Here is an 18675-nt window from a genome sequence, read left to right as displayed (position 1 = left end):
GGATCCCGCCGCCTGTCCGCCGGACGACCCTCCGGCGGACGGGCGGCTCGCCCGTTCCCGAGCCCCTTCAGCGCCCGGAGGAATTCGTGCCCCAGATACTCGCGGTATCGCCCCACCTCGACGACGCCGTCCTGTCCGCCGGCGCCCGCCTCTTCGAACTGGCCGGGCAGGGTGCGACCGTGACGGTCACCACTCTGTTCGCCGGTGTCCCCACGCCGCCCCACTCGACACTGGCCGAGTTGTTCCACGCCGAATGGCAACTGGGCGACGCCCCGGTCCCGCTGCGTCATCTGGAGGACCACAAGGCCCTGGGCCTGCTGGGAGCCGAGCCCGTGCACGGCCCGTTCCTGGATGTCATCTACCGTACGGGCAAGGACGGTTCATGGCTGATGGACCTCGGTGGTACGTCCAGGGAGTACGACACCGATGACGAGCCCGAGCTGGCCGCGCGCCTCGCCGACGCGGTGACGGCGCAGGTGGCGGAACGTCAGCCCGACCTCGTGCTCACCTGTGCGGCGGTGGGAGAACACATCGACCATCGGCGCACCCGGGACGCTGTCCTCGCCGCGGTCGGCGCCGACGTGCCGGTCCAGTGCTGGGAGGACCTTCCCTACGCACACCAGACAGCCGAGCGGCCGTACCTGCTGCGCACCGGCGGATTCGGCACCGCGGTGGCCGAACCGGCCTCCGACGACGCCTGGGAGGCCAAGTACCGGGCGATCGAGGAGTACCGCTCGCAGCACTCCATGCTCTGGCCCTCGGGCGAGGCCTTCCGGCTGTCCTTCGACCGGCATGCCGCGGCCCACACGCGGTCCGGCAGGCGGGCGGAGCTGTTCTGGCCGGTGCGGCCGGGCCGGAACTGACCTCGCCGGGCCGGGACAGCGAGCGGCGGACGGGCGGGACCCCATCCCAGGGGTCCCGCCCGTCCGCCGCTCGCCGCGCTCAGTTGGCCTGGGCGTCCACGAGGCTCTTGGGGCGCAGATCCGTCCAGTTCTCAGTGATGTGGTCAAGACACGCCTGGCGAGCGGCCTCGCCGAAACTGACGCGCCAGCCGGACGGAACGTCGATGAAGGCCGGCCACAGCGAGTGCTGGCCCTCGTCGTTCACCAGGACGTAGAAGGTGCCGTCCTCGGCCTCGAATGGATTACTCACAGCTCGGTCCCTCCGTATGAATGAAGCGAGTCGGCTCGCTGGCTCCATGTAGCCAGCCGCCGGAAGACCCCGGCAAGTTGGTCGGCAGTTTGCTGTCAAGAAGCGGACCGGGCGGACCGTCGCTCAGCGATGTGGCCGGGAGATGTCGAACAGCACTCTGACCAGGAGCGTCGCGGACACCACGAGCAGGTTGTAGCCCAGAAGCTCGAACAGTCCCAGTTCGGCGGTGAGCATCGGCCCGCGCCGGATGCCGAGCAGGATGGCCCCCAGGATGCCGGTGGTCGCCCCGATGAAGGTGAGCAGCACGTCGTGGACCAGTGACTTGACGTATCGGCGATCGCGCGCGTCCGCGAACAGCCGTACTCCGACGGTCAGCCTGCCCTGCTCCAGGGCGCTGGTGACACGGTCGAGACGGCGGGGTATGCGCCGCAGCCGTCCGAGCGCCTCGAACAGTTCACCGCGCACCGTATCGCCGGCCGCGGAGGCGCCAGCGGGTGCGGAGAGCCGCTCGCCGACCAGCAGCTGGGACTCGGACATCATGTCGAACCCGGGCGAGATCCTGGTGAGCGTGCCCTCCAGAGTGCCGAACGCCCGGAAGACGGTGGCCACTTCGGGCGGCATCGCGAGGCCGTGATCCGACACCAGGCGGAGCAGTTGGGTGAAGACCTGGATGTCCAGGGCGATGCCAGGTGCGAGATGGCGGGCGATGAAGCGGCCGAGGTCCCGTTCGAGGCGCTGTTCGTTGATCTCCTCGGGACGGGCCACCACATCGAGGAGGGCGTCGCACAGCATCGGCGCATCGCCTTGTTGGACAGCGAGCAGAAAGCTCCGCAGCCCCGACTTCAGCCGTCCGTCGAGCCGGCCGACCGAGCCGAAGTCGATGAGTCCGATGCTGCCGTCGTCAAGCAGCAGGATGTTGCCGGGGTGCGGGTCGGCGTGGAACGTGCCGTCGACGAGCACCTGTTGGAGGGCGCTGGCCAGCAGGCTGCGGGCGAGGCCGCGTCGGTCCACCTCCATTGTGTCGAGCTTCTCGTACGCGGAGCTGATGGGCATGCCCGGCAGGCGTTCCAGGACGAGCACGCGCTCACTGGAGAGTTCCTCGTACGCCGCCGGCAGCCGCAGTACGTCCCTGGTCCCGGTGCTCTCGGCCCGCCGGGCCCAGGCGGCGGTGACCATCGCCAGATTGCGCGCCTCGATCCGGAAGTCGAGCTCCTCGTTCACCGATCGGGCGAACCCGTCGGCGAGTTCGCCGAGGCCGAGAGTGCGTGCCCAGCGGGTGCGTACCTCCAGCATCGCCGACATCCGGCACATGATTTCGAGGTCGCGTTCCACCACGGGCCTAATCCCCGGCCGCTGGACCTTGACCACCACTTCGCTGCCGCACTTCAGGCGGGCCAGATGGACCTGGGCGATGGACGCCGCGGCCAGGGGCTCGGGGTCGAACTCCGCGAAGACCTCCTCGACCGGCCTGCCGTACTCCTGGATGAGCACCGCCTCGACATCGTGCCAGGGTTGCGAAGGCACCTGGTACTGGAGCCGGCTGAGTTCCGCTACGAATGCCGGGGGCAGCAGGTCGTCGCGGGTGGACAGCATCTGGCCCAGCTTGACGAACGTCGCGCCGCCTTCTTCGAACGCCAGGCGCAGCGGCCGGGCGAGGCCGTCGCTGCGGCTCGGCCGCCCGTCGTCGGACGCGCCTCTACGCCCCAGCAGATAGGGCCGCAGCCCGTGCCGTACGGCGATGGAGCTGATGTGTGAGTACCGGCGCGCTCGGGCGAGCCGGGCGCGCAGTCCGAGCAGCCAGCCGAAGGACGGGCCGAGGCCACCGGGCAGGAAGATCTCCGTGACGGCCAGAAATCCCATGGCGACGACGAAAGTGCTGCCGAACTGGACGCTGGTGAGAAAGCCGCCCTGTTCCGGCCGCTGCATCACCAGACTGAAGAGCGCCAGTGCGGCTATCCCGACGATCCCGGCGAGAAACGCCCTGATCAAACCGACCCGTAGCCCGAGGAGACGGCCCGCGCCCTTCGCGAAAGCCATCAGGAAGACAACGAAAACGACACCGGCACTTACATACTCGGCAACTTTCATTTCCAGTGAGACCTGCTCCACTACGCGATCGGGATCAGTCCAACCTAGGCACCACATGCGCCCCCCACACCGGTGTGGCAGCAAGCTGCCCGAGCGCTCGACAGGGCAGGAGGGGGGCCGGTAACTGTCTTCTGTACTCACGCGGGACATGGCACGGTTCGGGCGGAAGGCTGCCCGCCGGAGACGCCGGCCCGCCCGCGGCCGTGGCAGCAACCTGCCATCTCGACGGAAGAAGACTTCGATGATCTCCCCTGCCGCCCATGTGGCGGTCTTCAGCATTCCGGCCGCCGGACACATCAATCCGACACTGGCGATCGTGGGCGAACTGGTGCGGCGAGGCCACCGGGTCAGCTACGCGACGAGCGAGGAATTCGCCCCGCGGGTGGCCGCGGCCGGGGCCACACCCATCCTGTGCCCCTCCACCTTTCCCTCCCCGGAACGCGGCGAGCACTTCCCGCTCGACGACGCCGTCGCGATGTCCGATGTGTTTCTGAACGATTCGGTCGCCGCCCTTCCGGTGCTGGCGGCGGCGTTCGAGGACGACCGTCCGGATCTCGTGCTCTTCGACTACGCCTCGTTCGCCGGACAGATCCTGGCCAAACGGTGGGGCGTGCCCTCGGTGCGCAATTCACCGACCCATGTCGCGGGACCGGACATCGCCGAGGAACTGGCGCCGCTCTACGACTTCCTGGCCGACGATCCCGACTGGGCGGACCACCGGCGCAGGTTCCAGGAGTTCCTGGACTCGAACGGCGCGGAACTTCCGATCGACGAGTTCGTCTACCGGGGCCGCGCGAACCGGTATCTCGCCACCCTGCCCCGTGAGTTCCAGAAGGACGCCGAACTTCTCGACGACCGGTACCACTTCGTCGGTCCCTGTCTCGACGGTCGGAGCTTCCAGGGCAGCTGGGAGGCCCCGGCGGACGACCGGCCGGTGCTGCTCGCTTCGCTGGGCACGGTCTACAACAACTCCCTGCCGTTCTACCGGAGTTGCATCGAGGCATTCGCGGGATCCGAGTGGCATGTGGTGTTGGCGACCGGCAGGCACATCCACCCGCAGGACCTCGGTGTCCTGCCCGAGAACGTCGAACTCCACTACAGCGTCCCGCAGTTGCAGGTCCTCGCGCGGGCCGATGCCTTCCTCACCCACGGCGGCATGGGCTCGACGCTGGAAGGCCTGTACTTCGGTGTCCCGATGGTGGCCGTGCCGCAGGGATTCGACCAGATCGACAACGCCGGGATCCTCGCCTCCCGCGGCATCGGCCGGCATCTGCCGCCCGGGGAGGTGACACCCCAGCGGCTGCGCGAGGAGGTGCTCGGCCTGGTCGGCGACACCGCGGCGGCCGAGCGGCTGGCCGAGATCAAGCAGCGGATCCGGGCGAGCGGAGGCGCCGCCGAGGCCGCCGACCTGATCGAGAAGTCGCTGGCAGAGGGCGCTCGTGGAGTCTGACGCCGAGGCCGCGTCACCCTCGCCGCGGCTCGTCCTAATCCGACGGGGGGAGGCGGATCATCCAGAGGACGGATGCCGGTCGTCCGCGGCGCGGGCAGGGTGGTCGCCATGAGTGACACCAAGGGCGTCCGCTGGGCCCCGTACGCCTCGTTCGTCTGGATGTCGGCCTCGGCCCTGTGGCACACCTGGATGGCGATCTTCCCGGGTTCCGACGTGGGCACCGCGGGCCCCTGGGGTTATACCGCGTACATCGTGTACGACTCGTGGGTCATCTTCATGTCGGTGGTCGGCGCGGTGCTCTCCCTCGCCACCGTCCGCCCCTGGGGGCGCGTGCTGTCCCGTCGGCTGGTCCTGCTCCCGCTCGTCATCGGCTGTGTGCTCCTGGTCGTCCGTGGGGGCCCCGGGATGGTCGAGAACCTTCTGGTGGCCACCGGGATCACCCCGCGGGGCGTCGTCGGGGTGTTCGACTCATCGGTTCCCAAGATGACGGCGGACGAGTTCTGGAGCACGTTGGCCATCAATTCGTTCTTCTTCGCCGGAGGACTGTTCCTGGTCCCCACGACCCGCTCCTACGCCCGCCGCACGCGGCCGGCCCCAGCAGCCCCGGAGGGTGTGCACTCATGAGCACGGACCAGAAGACCAGGACGGCCGGCGCCCCGGCGACCTCCCCGAACGCGTTGCGCACGGTCTGCCGGGCCGCCTTCATCTGGGTGATCGTCTTCATCGCCTTCCATGTCTACTGGTACTTCGGCGGCACCTTCGGCTTCGGCGACGCCAGTGCCACGGTGCCGCAGACCAGGACCGTCGGTGACTGGGTGTTCGCGGTGGTGATCAGCGGCATGTTCCTGGTCGGCGCGCTCGTCCCGTTCGCGCTCCACCGGCCGTGGGGCCGTGCCGTGCCACGCTGGATCTTGCACTGCTGCACCTGGACGGGGGCCGCTCTCCTGCTCGTTCGCGGAGTGGCGGGCGTGGTGGACACCGTGGTGCGCGACACCGGCCTGATGAAGAACGGGCTCATGGGGATGACCGAGGAGCAGGTCTCCGGCGACGCCCACCCGAGCGCCTACACGCAGTGGTCGGGCACCACCATCGACCTCTACTTCGCCCTCGGCGGCGTCCTGTTCGCCCTGGCAGCACTGTGGTACCGCCGCTCGCTCGCACATCACGTCGCCGCCTGACGGCACAGCACAGTGGGACCAACACACAAGAGACAGACGAGAGCGCCTCCCGGTACACCACCCGGGAGGCGCTCTCGTCTGCTCGGCTGCGTCGACGTCAACGGGCGGCGGCCCGGTGGTAGGCGCGGGCGGCCAGCGGAGCGACCACCGCGAGCAGCAGGCCGAGCACCAGCAGCGCCGTGGGAACGGGGTGCTGCGCGGGAAGCGCACCGCTGACCACCGTCCCCGGATTGCCCCACAGATCACGGCAGGAGCTCACCACCGCACTGATCGGGTTCCACTCGGCGATCAGCTGGAGCCAGCGCGGCAGTCCGTCGAGCGGCACGAACGCGTTGGAGAGAAAGGTGAACGGCATGCTCATGAGCATGGCGAGTGAGTTGACCGCTTCCGGGCTGCGAACGAGCAGGCCGAGCAGCGCGCCGAGCCAGCACATGGTGAAGCCGAGGAGCAGGAGCAGGGCGAAGCCCGCGATGGTCTTCAGCAGGCCGTTGTGGGCTCGCCAGCCGATGAGGGAGCCCACGACCGCCATCACCACACAGCTCAGCGCGGTCATCGCCAGGTCCGAGACGGTACGGCCGAGCAGGACCGCGTACCGGGACATGGGAAGCGAGCGGAAGCGGTCGACCAGACCGTTGTTGAGGTCGTCCGCGACACCCGCGGCGCTGGTCCCCAGGGCGGAGAACATCACCTGCGTGAAGATGCCGGCCATGATGTATTCGCGGTAGTTGCCGCCCGGAACGGACATCGCGCTGCCGAAGAGGTAGCCGAAGATCAGGACGAGGACCACGGGTCCGATGGTCACGCCGATGAGCTTCTCGGGCACCCTGGCGATATGCCGCATGTGCCGACCCGTCAGGGCGAAGGTGTCGCTGACCAGCTCGCTCATGATGCCGCCTTCTCCTTGCTGTTCTCGGGGCTGTTCTCATGGCCGGTCAGGCTGAGGAAGACATCGTCGAGAGACGGCCGGCGCAGGGCGAAGTCGGATACCTCCACACCCGCGTCGCGCAGTGCCGCCGCGACGTCGGCGATGGTGTCCATCCCCGCCGCCACCGTCACCGAGACGCCGCGCCCCTCGTCCGTCAGCGTGGGCTCCGCAGCCGTGGCCCTGGCAAGCACCCGGATCGCCTCGGACGCGTCGGCCTGGTCGGTGAGCGCGATGTCGAGCCGCTCACCGCCCACCTTGCGCTTGAGTTCGTCGGGCGTGCCGTCGGCCAGGACCCGCCCCTTGTCGATCACCGTGATCCGGTCGGCGAGGTGGTCCGCCTCCTCCAGGTACTGCGTCGTGAGCAGTACCGTGACACCGGCGGCCACCTGGTCACGGACCATCGTCCACAGCGTCATCCGGCTGGTCAGGTCGAGGCCCGTGGTGGGCTCGTCCAGGAAGAGCACCTCGGGGTCGGCGAGCAGGCTGGCGGCCAGGTCGAGACGCCTGCGCATACCGCCGGAATACGTCTTGGTCTCCCGGTCGGCGGCATCCGTCAGCTCGAAGCGCTCCAGCAGCTCCGCGGCACGGATCTTGGCACCCTTGCGTCCCAGCCGGTACAGCCTGCCGATCAGCGTCAGGTTCTCCATGCCCGTCAGCCGCTCGTCCAGCGCCGCGTACTGCCCGGCGAGGCCGATGCGCCTGCGCACCTCCTGCGGCTTGTCCGCCACGTCGTAGCCGGCCACCTTGGCGCGGCCGCCGTCGGAGGTGAGCAGGGTGGCCAGAATGCGTACAGCGGTCGTTTTGCCCGCCCCGTTGGGGCCGAGCACGCCGAGCACCGTGCCGGCCGGTACCGAAAGATCGACACCGCTCAGCGCTTCGTGGTCGCCGTACCGCTTGCACAGCCCTTCTGCTTCGATCGCCATGTCCATATCCACCGCCTAGAAGAGACTCCGAATTGATTGCCGCCCGCGCAGTGCCGGGCCTTTCACGTTCCTTCGCGGCCCGGCCGTTGACCGCGGCCCGACGTGCGCGCTGTGCCCGGCGACCGTCAGCCGATCCGGGCGAGGCCGCGCGCGGTGCGGCGCGCGGTACCCCGGGAGACCGCCAGCGGGTCCCAGTCCTGCGGCCGCTCCGGCAGCAGGTCGACGTCCGCGAGGACCGCGCCCGAGTGCACCTCGTGCATCAGTCGGCGTTCGAGGATCTGCGCAGCGCACGCGATGCCGCCGACCGCGACACCGGTGATTCCGCTGCCGTAACGGGTGTTGGCACCCACCACGTGCAGTCCGTCGACGGAGGTCCGGGTGTCCGGGCGGGCGCCCGCGCCGCCCCACTCCGCGAGGCCGAACGGCGTCCCTCCGGTGGAGAGCGTGTACCGCTCGTGGGTGAGTGGGGTCGCCGCCTCCAAGTGCACGATGCTCTCCCGGAAGGGGCCGATCGCCTCCTCGGCCGCCTGGAGCATCGCCTCGGTGAGTTTGGCCTTCTGATCCTTGTAGACGCCCTTGCGGCGGTAGCGCTCGCCGTCGGCCGGCCCGGTCTCGACGCCCCAGCGCTCGTAGTCGGGCGGGCAGAGCGTCATCACCTGGAAGTTGGTGTGGCCGGGCGGGCAGACGTGGCGCGCACCGGGGTCCTTCAGCGAGGCGAAGGACATGAACAGGAAGGGCACCGGGTCGATGCTCCCGCTCGCCAGCTGCTCGTAGTACGTGGCGATGTCGTCGTCGCGGTACCACCACAGATTGGCGTTCGGACGGGCCGGGAGCTCCCGGTCGAGCGCGATGTAGAGGGTGGCGAAGGGCAGGCCCATCTTCGCGTCCCGGGTCTTGGCCACCAGCTTGCGCGGGAAGTGGTCCTCGCCGACCAGGTCGAGCACGGTACGGCGGTAGTCCGCGTTGGAGACGACCAGCGGGGACTTGAGGAGGGCGCCGTCGGTCAGACCGACCCCGGTGACTTTGCCGTTCTCGACGAGGATGCGCTCCACCCGGGTCTTGGTGCGCAGCTCTCCGCCGTGTGCTTCGAGGACCTCGGCCAGCGAAGCAGCCAGCATCTGGCCGCCGCCCTCGGGGTAGTACGCGCCGCGTACGTAGTGGTCGGTGACGGTCGCGTGCATGGAGACGCTGGCCTGGTCCGGGCCCATGCCGTAGTTCGGCGACTGCGCGGCCAGGATCGTCCTGGCCCGCGTCGACAGGCCGCAGTGGTCGAGGAGTTCGGACAGCGGCCGCCGCCCCCACCGCACGGTGGTCGGGGTCCGCCGCACCAGTTCGGTGATGGTCAGATCCTCGGCCGACAGCAGCGCCGAGCGCATCTCGGCACCCAGCTTCGCGTTGATGTCGATGAAGGTGTCGATGCCTGCCGCGTCCTGAGGCAGCGCCTCCCGCAACCGCTGCCGGTAGTTGTCCCAGCCGGCCGGCATGTCCATGGTGATGCCGGGGATCACGATGCGGTCGAAACCGCTCTGGTCCATCTCGCGGTAGGTGACCCGCTTCTCCAGACCGAGCCCGCTGAAGATCGCGGGCAGCACCCCGTCCGGGCCGCAGTCACCCAGGTAGTGCACGCCCACATCGAACTCGTAGGCGCGGCGTCGGCGGAACACATGGCTGTTGCCGCCCGCGACGTCGTGCTGTTCGAGTACCAGCACCCGGTGTCCGCCGACCGCCAGATAGGCGGCGCAGACCAGGCCGCCGAGTCCGGAGCCGACGACTATGGCATCCCACTCGTCCTCGTTAGGCATTCAGGCCGTCCATTCCTCGTCGTGTCACTCAAGTCCCCATGACCGCAGGCCCGGTGGGCATGTGGCCGCAAGTTGCCAGGGCGTTCGCCGCGGTGTCTCAGAGCAGCCGCAGCAGGGCACACGCGATCGCGCCGTCGCGGTCGACGGAGGTGATCACCGCGACCCGGCCGCGGGCTTGTGGCGCGTCCTGTGCGGCCGTGAGGACCGACACCATTTGGAAGGCCGCCGTCGCCGCCGCGTTGTCGCCGATCACGCCGGGCTGCGGCACCCACCGCACCCCGGACCCGTCGAACAGCGACTGGAGCCCCGATCGCTCCTGTCCGCCGAGCGCGCCGGCCGGGGACGAGGGCGAAACCGCCCAGACGTCCTCAGGTCCCGCCCCGGCTCGCCGCAGGGCCCGCTCAACGACCGCGGCCACGGGGGCGGCAGCGCCGTCGGGGCCCATCACGGCGGCTTCCACAGCGAGCACCTCGGCGAGTCGCTCGCTCTCGGCCACCGCGTCCGCCGGACTCAGCCGCAGCACCGCACAGCCCTCACCCAGCACGACATCCGACTCATCGTCACCCCGGGTGTGCCACTCCAGCCACGAACGAGCCGACGAGTACTCCTCCACCGCACCACACAACACCGTCCGAGCCCGCCCCGCCGCAAGCAACCGCCGCGCATAGTTCAACGCCAGCAAACCCGACGAACGACCCCCCGCCACCGTCGCGTTGGGACCCTTCAACCCGTACCAGATCGCACACTGACCGCTCGCACAGTTCATCACGGTGTTCGGGAACTGGGCGGGGTCGACGAGATAGGGCTTGTCCTGGACGAACGTGTCGTGGGTGAGGGCCATCATGCTCTGGGCGCTGCCGGTGTTGGTGCCGAGCACCAGCGCCGCCCGGTCGTCGCCCTCGTCGCCGATCGGCTCCCCGCCGTCCTTGAGCAGTCGGCCGACCGCCGTGACGGCAAGGCCGGTGACCCGGTCCATGGAACGGGTGCCCTTGCGGCCGAGCTCGCCGCGGATGTCGAAGTCCGGTACCAGGCAGGCCTGTTGGTCGGGTCCCGACCACTGTTCGGAGTCCAGCGCCACGGCGGTCGTACGTCCCGACCGCGCACCCTCCATGAAGGCCTCACGGCCGATGCCGTAGGGCGACACCGCCGACCACCCCGTTATGACCGGACCACGTACCTCAGTGACCATCCCGCTCACAGTCGATTCACTCCTTGAACTCCGCATCCGGGTACGCAGGACGGGCCCATCGACCCTGCTCACAGATAGAACACCGCGTGATAGTCGGGCCATCGGGTTGCCATGACACCTGCCGCCACACTTCCCACACCGGCGAGCAGGTCGTTGTCCGGGTCCAGGCCGTGGGCCCGCAGGGCGGGCTCCTCGGCCCAGACCCTCACCCCGGACCGAAGGAGCGCCTCGACGCCGCCCCGGGGGTCGTTGAGAGTCGTCACTGTCCGCTTTCCCAGCCGCAGTTGAGGAGTACGGCCGCGGTGGGAGGCATGGGTGACGGCCGGGCCGCGCAGCAGTACGTCGAGTCCGCCGAGGTGGCGGTGGAAGAGGAAGGCGCAGTACAGGGCGTCGGAGTACTGGGTCTCCAGGGCGCCCCGATAGGCCCGTTCGATGATCGCGAGCGCCCGCCGGGGATCTGCCACGTACGGGGCGGCGGGGTGCGAGCCCGTCTCAGCTGGGGATTCCGGCACCATCACATCACCCCCATGAACAGGGTTTTGTCGGCAGCGGCGACATGTTCGGCGAACTTCGCCGGAGCCCGTACCGGAACCTCGGGAAGGTGGGCGACCGCTCCCCTGTCGTCACTGCAGAACCGGCAGGCGTACCAGTGGAAGCGCCCGGGGTGGGAGCCGAGGAGCTCCCTCACCAGGGTGGCCATCGAGGGATATTCGGTGGACCACTCGGCGAGGTTGCGCGGCTTCGTCTCACCCAGGCCCTGCTGGGTCAGCATGGTCGCGTAACCGCAGGCCCAGACCTGGACTGTCGCGCCCCGGTCGAGGAAGGACTGGGACAGCCGCAGCGCCGTGGTGATCAGATCGCTTTCGTGCGGCGCGCCCATCAGGGTCAGCAGGACATCGGTGTGCGGAACCTTGAGCGCCATCTCAGTGCCACACCACCCTCACGTCCGGTTCGAGGATCTGCGCGGTGATCTCCGCCGTGTCCACCAGCCGGGCCGTCGCCGGCAGCGCCGCCTCCGGCAGGCCGCGCTGCTCGAACGAGAAGCGGTCCACCCACAGTTCGGCGTCGGCGTCGGCCAGCTCCCGCGCCGCGGGCAGTGCTCCGTCCAGTGCCGCCGCGACACCGTCCTGGATCAGCAGCATCCGCACACGCTGTCCGGATTCGGCCAGCTCGACCGCGTCCCGGAGAAAACCGGCGCAAGAGGGGCCTGCCCAGGGGCCTTTACTCTCCACCAGCAGGTGGGAGATATTCCCCGCCTTCGCATTCGCCATGAAAACAGAACACCTTCGCTCAACCGAACTGGACTGCGACGGGGGTAAGCATCATGAGGCTTTGCAGCGAACTCCAGTGCGGCTGCATAGTCCTGCCAACATTTCCTCCCGGTACTCATGGAGGAGAAGTCGCCGAGCCGGTGCAGAGGGCCCGCGCCGAGCCCGGCCTCTCACCGGGCTCGGGGCCCACTCACTCGTCGTGCTCTGTTCAGGGCAGCAGGCGCTCGATGAAATCGGCAGCGGCCGCCGTCCCGCCGGCCGCGTCGATCGACCGGCGCATCGCGGCCAGGCGCTCGGCGATGCCCAGGTCGCCGGCGATGTCGTCGACCGCCTTGCGCAGCTCCACGGGGGTGGCCTCGTCCAGCGGCACATGGACGCCGAGGCCGAGTTCCTCGATCCGTGCGGCGTTGACGAACTGGTCGTTGACCTGCGGCACGGCCACCATCGGAACCTCGTGGTACATCGCCTCCAGGGCGGAACCCATGCCGGCGTGGGTGATGAACGCGTTCGCCCGCGCCAGTACCCGCAGTTGCGGGACCGACGGGTAGGCCTGCACGTTCGCGGGCAGCGGCCCGAGCGCGTCCGGTACGAGCCCGCCCGTCGACATCACCACCTGCCACGGCGTGTTCCCGAAAGCCTCGACGCACCGGCGGTAGAACTCGGGCTGCTTGCTCCCCGCGGACCCGAGAGCGACCAGGAGCAGCGGCCGTCCGGCATCCGGCTCCGCCCATTCCCCCTGGAATTCGCGGTCTCCGATGCACGGTCCGACGAAGGTGTATCGGGCGTCCACAGCCTCACCATTGACCTGGAATTCCCTGGGTATGGGTACCAGGCAACGCTCCGGCAACCCCGTGTAGTCGTCGATCGACAGGTCAAGCCCGCCCTCGTCGAGGAACTTCCGGAACTTGCGGCGGTGTTCGCTCCAGCGCGGGTCATCGGCCAGCCAGATCTCCATGTTCTCCAGGCTCTGGGCGCGCTCCGCCGCATCGGCGCCGGAGACATGGGTTGACGCCAGACAGACCGCGGGGACGTTCCAGCGGTGCGCCAGCCGTCGCGCGGTGAGCGCGCCGAAATCGTGCAGCACCAGGTCGGGCCGGTCCCCGTCGAAGGCCGCCTGTTGTCCCGGAAGAATGGCGACCGCTTCGTCCAGTGCGATCGAGGCCATGGCGACCGGATCGTCCCAGGGCCAGTCCTCGGCCCTCGTCGCCGACGGCAGGGTGGTGGTGTAGGGCACCAGGCGCGCGCCCGTGGCACGTACCTGCGAGGCGAATTCCTCGGTGACGGCGTAGCTCACCCGGTGGCCGCGCCGCACGAGTTCGGTGACGACGGCCAGTGTCGGAGTGACGTGTCCGTACGCGGGAATGTTGAACAGGGCTATGTGCATGGCTGTCTCTCCGTCTCCGGTCCCGCCGTCTCCTGTCGAACCCGCTGGTCAGGCACGGGTGACCGCCACCGGGAGGCGCGAGGCTCCGATCATGTCCGCGGTGTCCAGGAGGCCGACTCCGGCCTCGTGCAGGATCCGGTACTCGGGGTAGCGGTCGAGCAGCAGGTCGAAGGCGATCCGGCCTTCCAGCCGGGCCAGCGGCGCGCCGATGCAGTAGTGGATGCCCTGGCCGAACCCGATGTGCCGGGGGCCCTCGCGGTGCAGGTCGAAACGCTCCGCGTCGGGGAAGACCGTCGCGTCGCGGTTCGCCGACGTGACCCACACCTTCACCATCGAGTGGGCCGGGATGAGCCGTCCCCCGAGCTCCGTTTCCCTCCTGGTCATCCGTAGGAACTGGCTGAACGAGGGGTGCAGACGGACGACTTCCTCGATGGCCTGCGGGATGAGCGCCCGGTCTGCGCGCACCTCGGCCCATTGCTCGGGGAACCGGTCGAAGGTCAGGACGATGTTGGTGATCAGCGCGGCCGTGGTGCTGATCCCGCCCATGAGCAGCACTCCGACGAAACCGACGATCTCGTCGTCGGCCAGCCGGCGGCCTTCGAGCTCGGCCCCGATCAGCAGGCTGATCAAGTCGTCCTCGGGCTTGGCGCGGCGCTGCTCGATGAGGTCGAAGAGATAGGCGTTGAGCAGCCGGATGCCCTCGGCGGCCTGTGTGAGGCCGTCCACTCCGGTGTCCTCGCCCGCATGCACCGTGCTCGCCCACTTCGCGAGGCGGGGACCGTCCTCACGGGGCGCACCCAGGATGTCGGCGATCACCGTCACCGGGAAGGGAGTGGCGAACTCCTTGGCGAGGTCGAACCGCTTCCTGCTGCCGATCCGGTCGAGGAGTTCCGTGGCGATGGCCGTCAGCTTTTCCTCCAGACCGGCGATGTACCGGGCACTGAAAACCTTGCTGACCAGCTGCCGGAACTTCCGGTGCCGAGGCTCGTCCATCCCCGCGATGTTCCCCTTGAAGAAGACGTCGTAGTCCTCCTGCGGCGGGGTGATCTCGGAGAGGTCGTTGCCGTAGACCTCGGGGCCGGCCATGATCTGCACGGCTTCGGCGTGCCCGAAGACCGACCAGAGGCCGGTCGTCGCATCGAAGCCGACCGGCTCGGTCTCCCGCATCCTGCGCAGCCACGCATAGAATTCGGCATTCACCTCTTCCCGTACGGCACCGCCCGCGATGTCGTTGGCGCTCATCGAAGTTCCTTCCTCGTTGGCCTCAGGGGTACGTCGACGGTCCGGGCTGTCATGGCCGGGCCGCGGCGCCGTCGATCTGGGCGAGTTTCTCCGCGAGAATGCGGCCGACTTCCGCGAGTGGCGCGGGTTTCACCAGGTCCTGGTGCTTGTGGTCCACCTCGCGGATCTCGATTTCTCCGCCGACATGTGGCTTCCAGGTCTCGGGGGTCGGAGAGATGTCGATCTTGTCAAGGGTCGCTACGACCAGCAGGACGTCGCCTTCGAAATGTCCGGGCTTGAACGCGTTGAACAACTCGCTGATGTTCGCGTACACCTTCACGATGGCCGCGACGTGCCGCTCCTCCAGGGTGGCCAGCGCGCTCCCCAGCTTCTGCAGGACCTGGGTGACGCGGGCATGGGTCAGCGGCGCCTTGCCCAGATACCTGCGGTCGTAGCCGACCCAGTCGAGCATGTCGGCGAGCACGTCCTGCTCGGTGATCGCGGGCATCCGCTGATTGGGATAGGTGTCGAGGATGCCCAGGAGGTCGACCGTGTCACCGTCCTGCTGAAGCCGGGTGGCTATCGCGTGGGCGATCACACCGCCCGCCGAGTAGCCCACGACACGGTAGGGGCCGGCCGGCTGCACGGTGCGGATGTGAGCGATGTAGTCCTCGGCCATCTCCTCGATGGTCCGGGGCAGTTCCTCCGGACGGTCGAGTCCGCGGGCTTGCAGGCCGTACAGCGGATACTCCTGGCCCAGGTGTCTGATCAGACCCGAGTAGCACCAGGCCTGGCCGCCTGCCGGGTGCACGCAGAACACCGGGGGCCGGCTGCCGAAGGACCGCAGGGGCAGGAGTACGTCGTGCGGGCCGCCCTGGCTGCCGTCGTCGTCGAGCCGCGCGGCGAGGGTCTCGGGGGTGGGGGCCTCGAAGAGGCTCCGGATGGTCAGGTCCGCCCCCAGCGTTGCCTGGATCCGCTTCAGGAGCCGGGTCGCGAGCAGTGAATGGCCGCCCAGGTCGAAGAAGTTGTCGTCCACGCCCACCCGGGCCAGGTCGAGCACCTCGGCGAACAGGTCACACAGGATCTCCTCCCGCAGGTTGCGCGGCCCGCGTCCGGCGGCCCGCGCCGGCGCCTCGGGCGCGGGCAGCGCCTTGCGGTCGAGCTTCCCGTTGCCGGTGAGCGGCAGGCCGTCCATCGTCACGAACGCCGCGGGCACCATGTACCCCGGCAGCCGGTCCGCGGCAAGCGCCCGCAGCGCCGTCGTGTCCAGGTCCGCGCCCTTGGCCGGTACGAGATAGGCGACCAGGCGCTTGTCGCCCGGCCGGTCCTCACGGACCACCACCACCGCTTGGGCGACCTCGTCGGTGCCGGTCAACACCGCCTCGATCTCGCCCAGTTCGATCCGGAAGCCCCGGATCTTCACCTGGTCGTCGGCCCGGCCCACGAACTCCAGCTCCCCGTCCACGGTCCAGCGCGCGATGTCTCCGGTCCGGTACATCCGCGTGCCGGGCGCGCCGTAGGGGTCGGCCACGAACCGTTCCGCGGTCAGCGCCGGACGGTTCAGATAGCCCCGGGCAAGTCCCGCGCCCGCCACGTACAACTCACCGGCGCCCCCCACCGGGGCGGGGCGCAGGGCTCCGTCAAGGACATAGGTCCTGAGATCCGGAATGCCCCGCCCGATCACGCTCCCGGCGTTCTGCGCCACCCGGCCCGAGTCCAGCGCCACATGGCTCACGTGGACGGTCGTCTCGGTGATGCCGTACATGTTCACCAGGACCGGGGTGCCCTGGTCGTGCCGCGCGTACCAGTCCCCCAGGCGCCACAGGTCCAGCGCCTCGCCGCCGAACACCACGTAGCGCAGGGCGAGTTGGCCGTCGGCGCCGTCGGCCTCCCGGTCCGCGGACATCAGCTGGTAGAAGGCGGACGGCGTCTGGTTGAGCACGGTGACTCGCTCGCGTGCCAACAGGGCCCGGAACTCCCGCGGCGAGCGGCTCACCTCGAACGGCACCACCACGAGGCGTCCGCCGTGCAGGAGCGGGCCCCAGATCTCCCACACCGAGAAGTCGAACGCGAAGGAGTGGAACAACGTCCACACGTCTTCCGTGCCGAAGCCGAACCAGTGGTCCGTGGCCGAGAACAGCCGCACCACGTTGCCATGCGGGACGACGACGCCCTTGGGCCGCCCGGTCGAGCCCGACGTGTAGATCACGTACGCCGCCGAGAGGCCCGACAGGGTGCCGAGGCGCTCCGCGTCCGTGACATCCGCCGCCGGGAAGCGGCCGGGGTCCACCGCCGCCAGCGCGGGCTCGTCCAGGACGAACGACGGAGCCGAGTCCTCAAGGAGGTACGCCACCCGCTCGGCCGGGTAGTCCGGGTCCACCGGCACGTACGCGGCGCCGGACTTCAGCACCGCGAGCACCGCCACCACCAGGTCCGCCGAGCGTGGCAGCGACACCGCCACCAGCCGCTCGGGCCCGACTCCCCGGCCGATCAGGAAGCGAGCGAGGCGGTTCGCCCGTGCGTTCAACTCCCCGTACGTGAGGGTCTCTTCGCCGTGGGTCAACGCGGCGCGCTCTGGCGTGCGGGCCGCTTGGGCCTCGAACAGCCCGGTCAGTGTGACCGTGGGAACCGTTCCGCCCGCGCCGGCCCAGTCCACGAGCACCTGATGACGCTCGGCCGCCGAGAGCACCTCCACGCTGCCCACGGGCCGATCCGCGCCGGCCGTGGTGAGCGCGGTGACGAAGGCGAGGAACCGGTCCTGGTGGGCAGCGAGTTCATCGGCCGAGTACAGATCCGGGTTGGCCTCGAAGTCGATCCGCAGCCCGCCGTCCGTCCGGTCGCGCACCACTACGGAGAGGTCGTCCACGGGGCCCAGGTTGAGGGTGTGCGGGACGGTGAGATGTCCCGCGAACCTGAGCTCCGCGCCGAACATCATGATGTTGACCTGCGGGCCGACCAGTCGCTGGTCGTCGGCGAGCAGTCCCAGGTCCCGGCGGATGTCCTCGTACCGGTAGCACTGGTGCTTCATGACCCGGCGCATCTCGCCGGCGGTGTGGGCGAGCAGCGTGGACAGCGGCGTCTGCGGCCGCACCGCAAGGCGCAACGGCAGCACGTTGGAGACCATCCCGGGGGTGGCGCGGGCGGCCTTGCCGAGCCGGGCCGTGACGGGGAGACCGAGCGTCACTTCAGCGGCGCCGGTCAGGCTGCTCAGGTAGGCGGCGAAGACGGCGGTGACCGTAGGCGGCCAGGTCACGGCGGCGGCGTCCGCGGCGGCGCGCAGGCTCCTGGTGGCCTCGGGCTCCAGTTCGGCGGTCCGGCGGATCAGCCGCCGGGGCATCCTGGGCTGCTCCTTGGCCAGGCCGACCGGCTCAATGCGATCCGCGCCGTGCCCGGACCAGAACTCCCGATCCCGGGTGAAGTTCTCCGACTCCCGGTATCCGGAGTCGACCTCCACCAGCGAGCGCAGGGAGCCGAACGGGCTCGCGCCGGGCTGTTCGCCCCGGGCCAGCACTGAATAGAGCTCGGCCACCCGCTGCACCACGAGCGCACCGCCGAAGCCGTCGAGGGCGATGTGGTGGCACCGGAAGTACCACAGATACCGCTCCGGGCCCGCTTTGATGAGGGCGAAGGCGAACGGCAGGTTCCGGGTGAGATCGACCGGCCGGCTCAGGTCGGTCCACATCCAGTGTTCCGCGGCTGCCTGGGGGTCCGGCTCGGCGCTGAGGTCCACGACGTGCAGTGACCAGTCGGGGTCGGGGTCGACGAACTGCCACAGTCCGTCGGCGTCCTCGGCGAACCGGACCCGCAGTGCCTCGGTCTCCCGGACCACCTGCCGCAGCGCGGTCTCGAACCAGCCCTGTTCGACCGGTCCGTGGATCTCCAGGAACTGACCGCCGATGTAGATGGGGTTCTCCGGGTCCAGGCGCTGCGCGAACCACATACCGGACTGGGCGGCCGTCAGCGGCAGACGGACGGCCTGGGGGTCAGACATGGCTACTCATCCTCGATCGGGTTTCGACGTGTGTGGGCAGACCGTGCGGAGCCGGCCGTGGCTCGGCTCCGCACGGTCACGCTGTTTCAGGGGGAGTTCAT

The 18675-nt window shown here is 69.5% G+C and carries 16 protein-coding genes; 4 read left to right on the top strand and 12 right to left on the bottom strand.

Going from position 1 to position 18675, the window contains the following annotated elements; genetic code table 11:
• Positions 1 to 86 precede the first annotated feature (86 nt).
• Positions 87 to 863: a PIG-L deacetylase family protein gene (locus OG522_RS38850; protein ID WP_329468160.1), complete on the top strand. Its 777-nt coding sequence runs from the start codon at positions 87 to 89 to the stop codon at positions 861 to 863.
• 79 nt (positions 864 to 942) lie between these two features.
• Here the strand turns inward: OG522_RS38850 and OG522_RS38845 are convergent, their stop codons facing one another.
• The gene (locus OG522_RS38845; RefSeq protein WP_329468159.1) at positions 943 to 1152 is read right to left on the bottom strand and encodes an MbtH family protein; all 210 of its coding nucleotides are present in this window, start codon (positions 1150 to 1152) and stop codon (positions 943 to 945) included.
• 123 nt (positions 1153 to 1275) lie between these two features.
• On the bottom strand, positions 1276 to 3189 hold the full coding sequence (locus tag OG522_RS38840; protein WP_329468158.1) for an ABC1 kinase family protein: 1914 nt from the start codon (positions 3187 to 3189) through the stop codon (positions 1276 to 1278).
• A gap of 292 nt (positions 3190 to 3481) precedes the next feature.
• Here OG522_RS38840 and OG522_RS38835 point away from each other — a divergent pair, with 292 nt between their 5' ends.
• The 3 genes from OG522_RS38835 to OG522_RS38825 all read left to right on the top strand — a co-directional run bounded on the left by OG522_RS38835 (position 3482) and on the right by OG522_RS38825 (position 5868).
• The gene (locus tag OG522_RS38835) at positions 3482 to 4690 is read left to right on the top strand and encodes a macrolide family glycosyltransferase (RefSeq protein WP_329468157.1); all 1209 of its coding nucleotides are present in this window, start codon (positions 3482 to 3484) and stop codon (positions 4688 to 4690) included.
• A gap of 108 nt (positions 4691 to 4798) precedes the next feature.
• On the top strand, positions 4799 to 5314 hold the full coding sequence (locus tag OG522_RS38830) for a DUF3995 domain-containing protein (RefSeq protein WP_329468156.1): 516 nt from the start codon (positions 4799 to 4801) through the stop codon (positions 5312 to 5314).
• Positions 5311 to 5868 (top strand): DUF3995 domain-containing protein, encoded by a 558-nt coding sequence (locus tag OG522_RS38825; protein WP_329468155.1) that lies wholly within the window; start codon positions 5311 to 5313, stop codon positions 5866 to 5868. Before OG522_RS38830 ends, OG522_RS38825 begins: the two co-directional genes overlap by 4 nt.
• A 97-nt stretch (positions 5869 to 5965) precedes the next feature.
• On the opposite strand, the gene OG522_RS38820 is transcribed toward OG522_RS38825, so the two are convergent.
• The 10 genes from OG522_RS38820 to OG522_RS38775 all read right to left on the bottom strand — a co-directional run bounded on the left by OG522_RS38820 (position 5966) and on the right by OG522_RS38775 (position 18574).
• Complete coding sequence (locus tag OG522_RS38820; RefSeq protein ID WP_329468154.1) at positions 5966 to 6754, bottom strand: ABC transporter permease; 789 nt, start codon at positions 6752 to 6754, stop codon at positions 5966 to 5968.
• Positions 6751 to 7722 carry an ATP-binding cassette domain-containing protein gene (locus OG522_RS38815; RefSeq protein ID WP_329468153.1) on the bottom strand — a complete coding sequence of 324 codons (972 nt, stop codon included), beginning with the start codon at positions 7720 to 7722 and terminating at the stop codon, positions 6751 to 6753. The genes OG522_RS38820 and OG522_RS38815 overlap by 4 nt, the downstream gene beginning before the upstream one ends.
• Positions 7723 to 7841: 119 nt before the next feature.
• Positions 7842 to 9518 carry a phytoene desaturase family protein gene (locus OG522_RS38810; protein ID WP_329468152.1) on the bottom strand — a complete coding sequence of 559 codons (1677 nt, stop codon included), beginning with the start codon at positions 9516 to 9518 and terminating at the stop codon, positions 7842 to 7844.
• Positions 9519 to 9615: 97 nt separating this feature from the next.
• Positions 9616 to 10707, bottom strand: coding sequence for a beta-ketoacyl synthase N-terminal-like domain-containing protein (locus tag OG522_RS38805; RefSeq protein ID WP_329468151.1), 1092 nt, complete (start codon positions 10705 to 10707; stop codon positions 9616 to 9618).
• 68 nt (positions 10708 to 10775) lie between these two features.
• Positions 10776 to 11222 (bottom strand): DsrE family protein, encoded by a 447-nt coding sequence (locus tag OG522_RS38800; RefSeq protein ID WP_329468150.1) that lies wholly within the window; start codon positions 11220 to 11222, stop codon positions 10776 to 10778.
• Positions 11222 to 11629: a hypothetical protein gene (locus tag OG522_RS38795; protein WP_329468149.1), complete on the bottom strand. Its 408-nt coding sequence runs from the start codon at positions 11627 to 11629 to the stop codon at positions 11222 to 11224. Before OG522_RS38795 ends, OG522_RS38800 begins: the two co-directional genes overlap by 1 nt.
• 1 nt (position 11630) lies before the next feature.
• On the bottom strand, positions 11631 to 11978 hold the full coding sequence (locus tag OG522_RS38790) for a hypothetical protein (protein WP_329468148.1): 348 nt from the start codon (positions 11976 to 11978) through the stop codon (positions 11631 to 11633).
• Positions 11979 to 12186: 208 nt separating this feature from the next.
• Entirely contained in the window at positions 12187 to 13362 is a 1176-nt protein-coding gene (locus OG522_RS38785) for a macrolide family glycosyltransferase (protein WP_329468147.1), read from the bottom strand.
• 48 nt (positions 13363 to 13410) lie between these two features.
• A complete protein-coding gene (locus OG522_RS38780) occupies positions 13411 to 14604 on the bottom strand; it encodes a cytochrome P450 (protein ID WP_329468146.1) in 1194 nt (397 codons plus the stop codon).
• Between the two features lie 49 nt (positions 14605 to 14653).
• Positions 14654 to 18574, bottom strand: a complete 3921-nt coding sequence (locus OG522_RS38775) for an amino acid adenylation domain-containing protein (protein WP_329468145.1) — start codon at positions 18572 to 18574, stop codon at positions 14654 to 14656.
• Positions 18575 to 18675: the final 101 nt, after the last annotated feature.

It is taken from the genome of Streptomyces sp. NBC_01431, from assembly GCF_036231355.1.
In the GTDB taxonomy this organism is placed as follows: domain Bacteria; phylum Actinomycetota; class Actinomycetes; order Streptomycetales; family Streptomycetaceae; genus Streptomyces.
The sequence above is the reverse complement of the archived record's forward strand: the minus strand, read 5'-3'. Positions and strand labels throughout refer to the sequence as shown.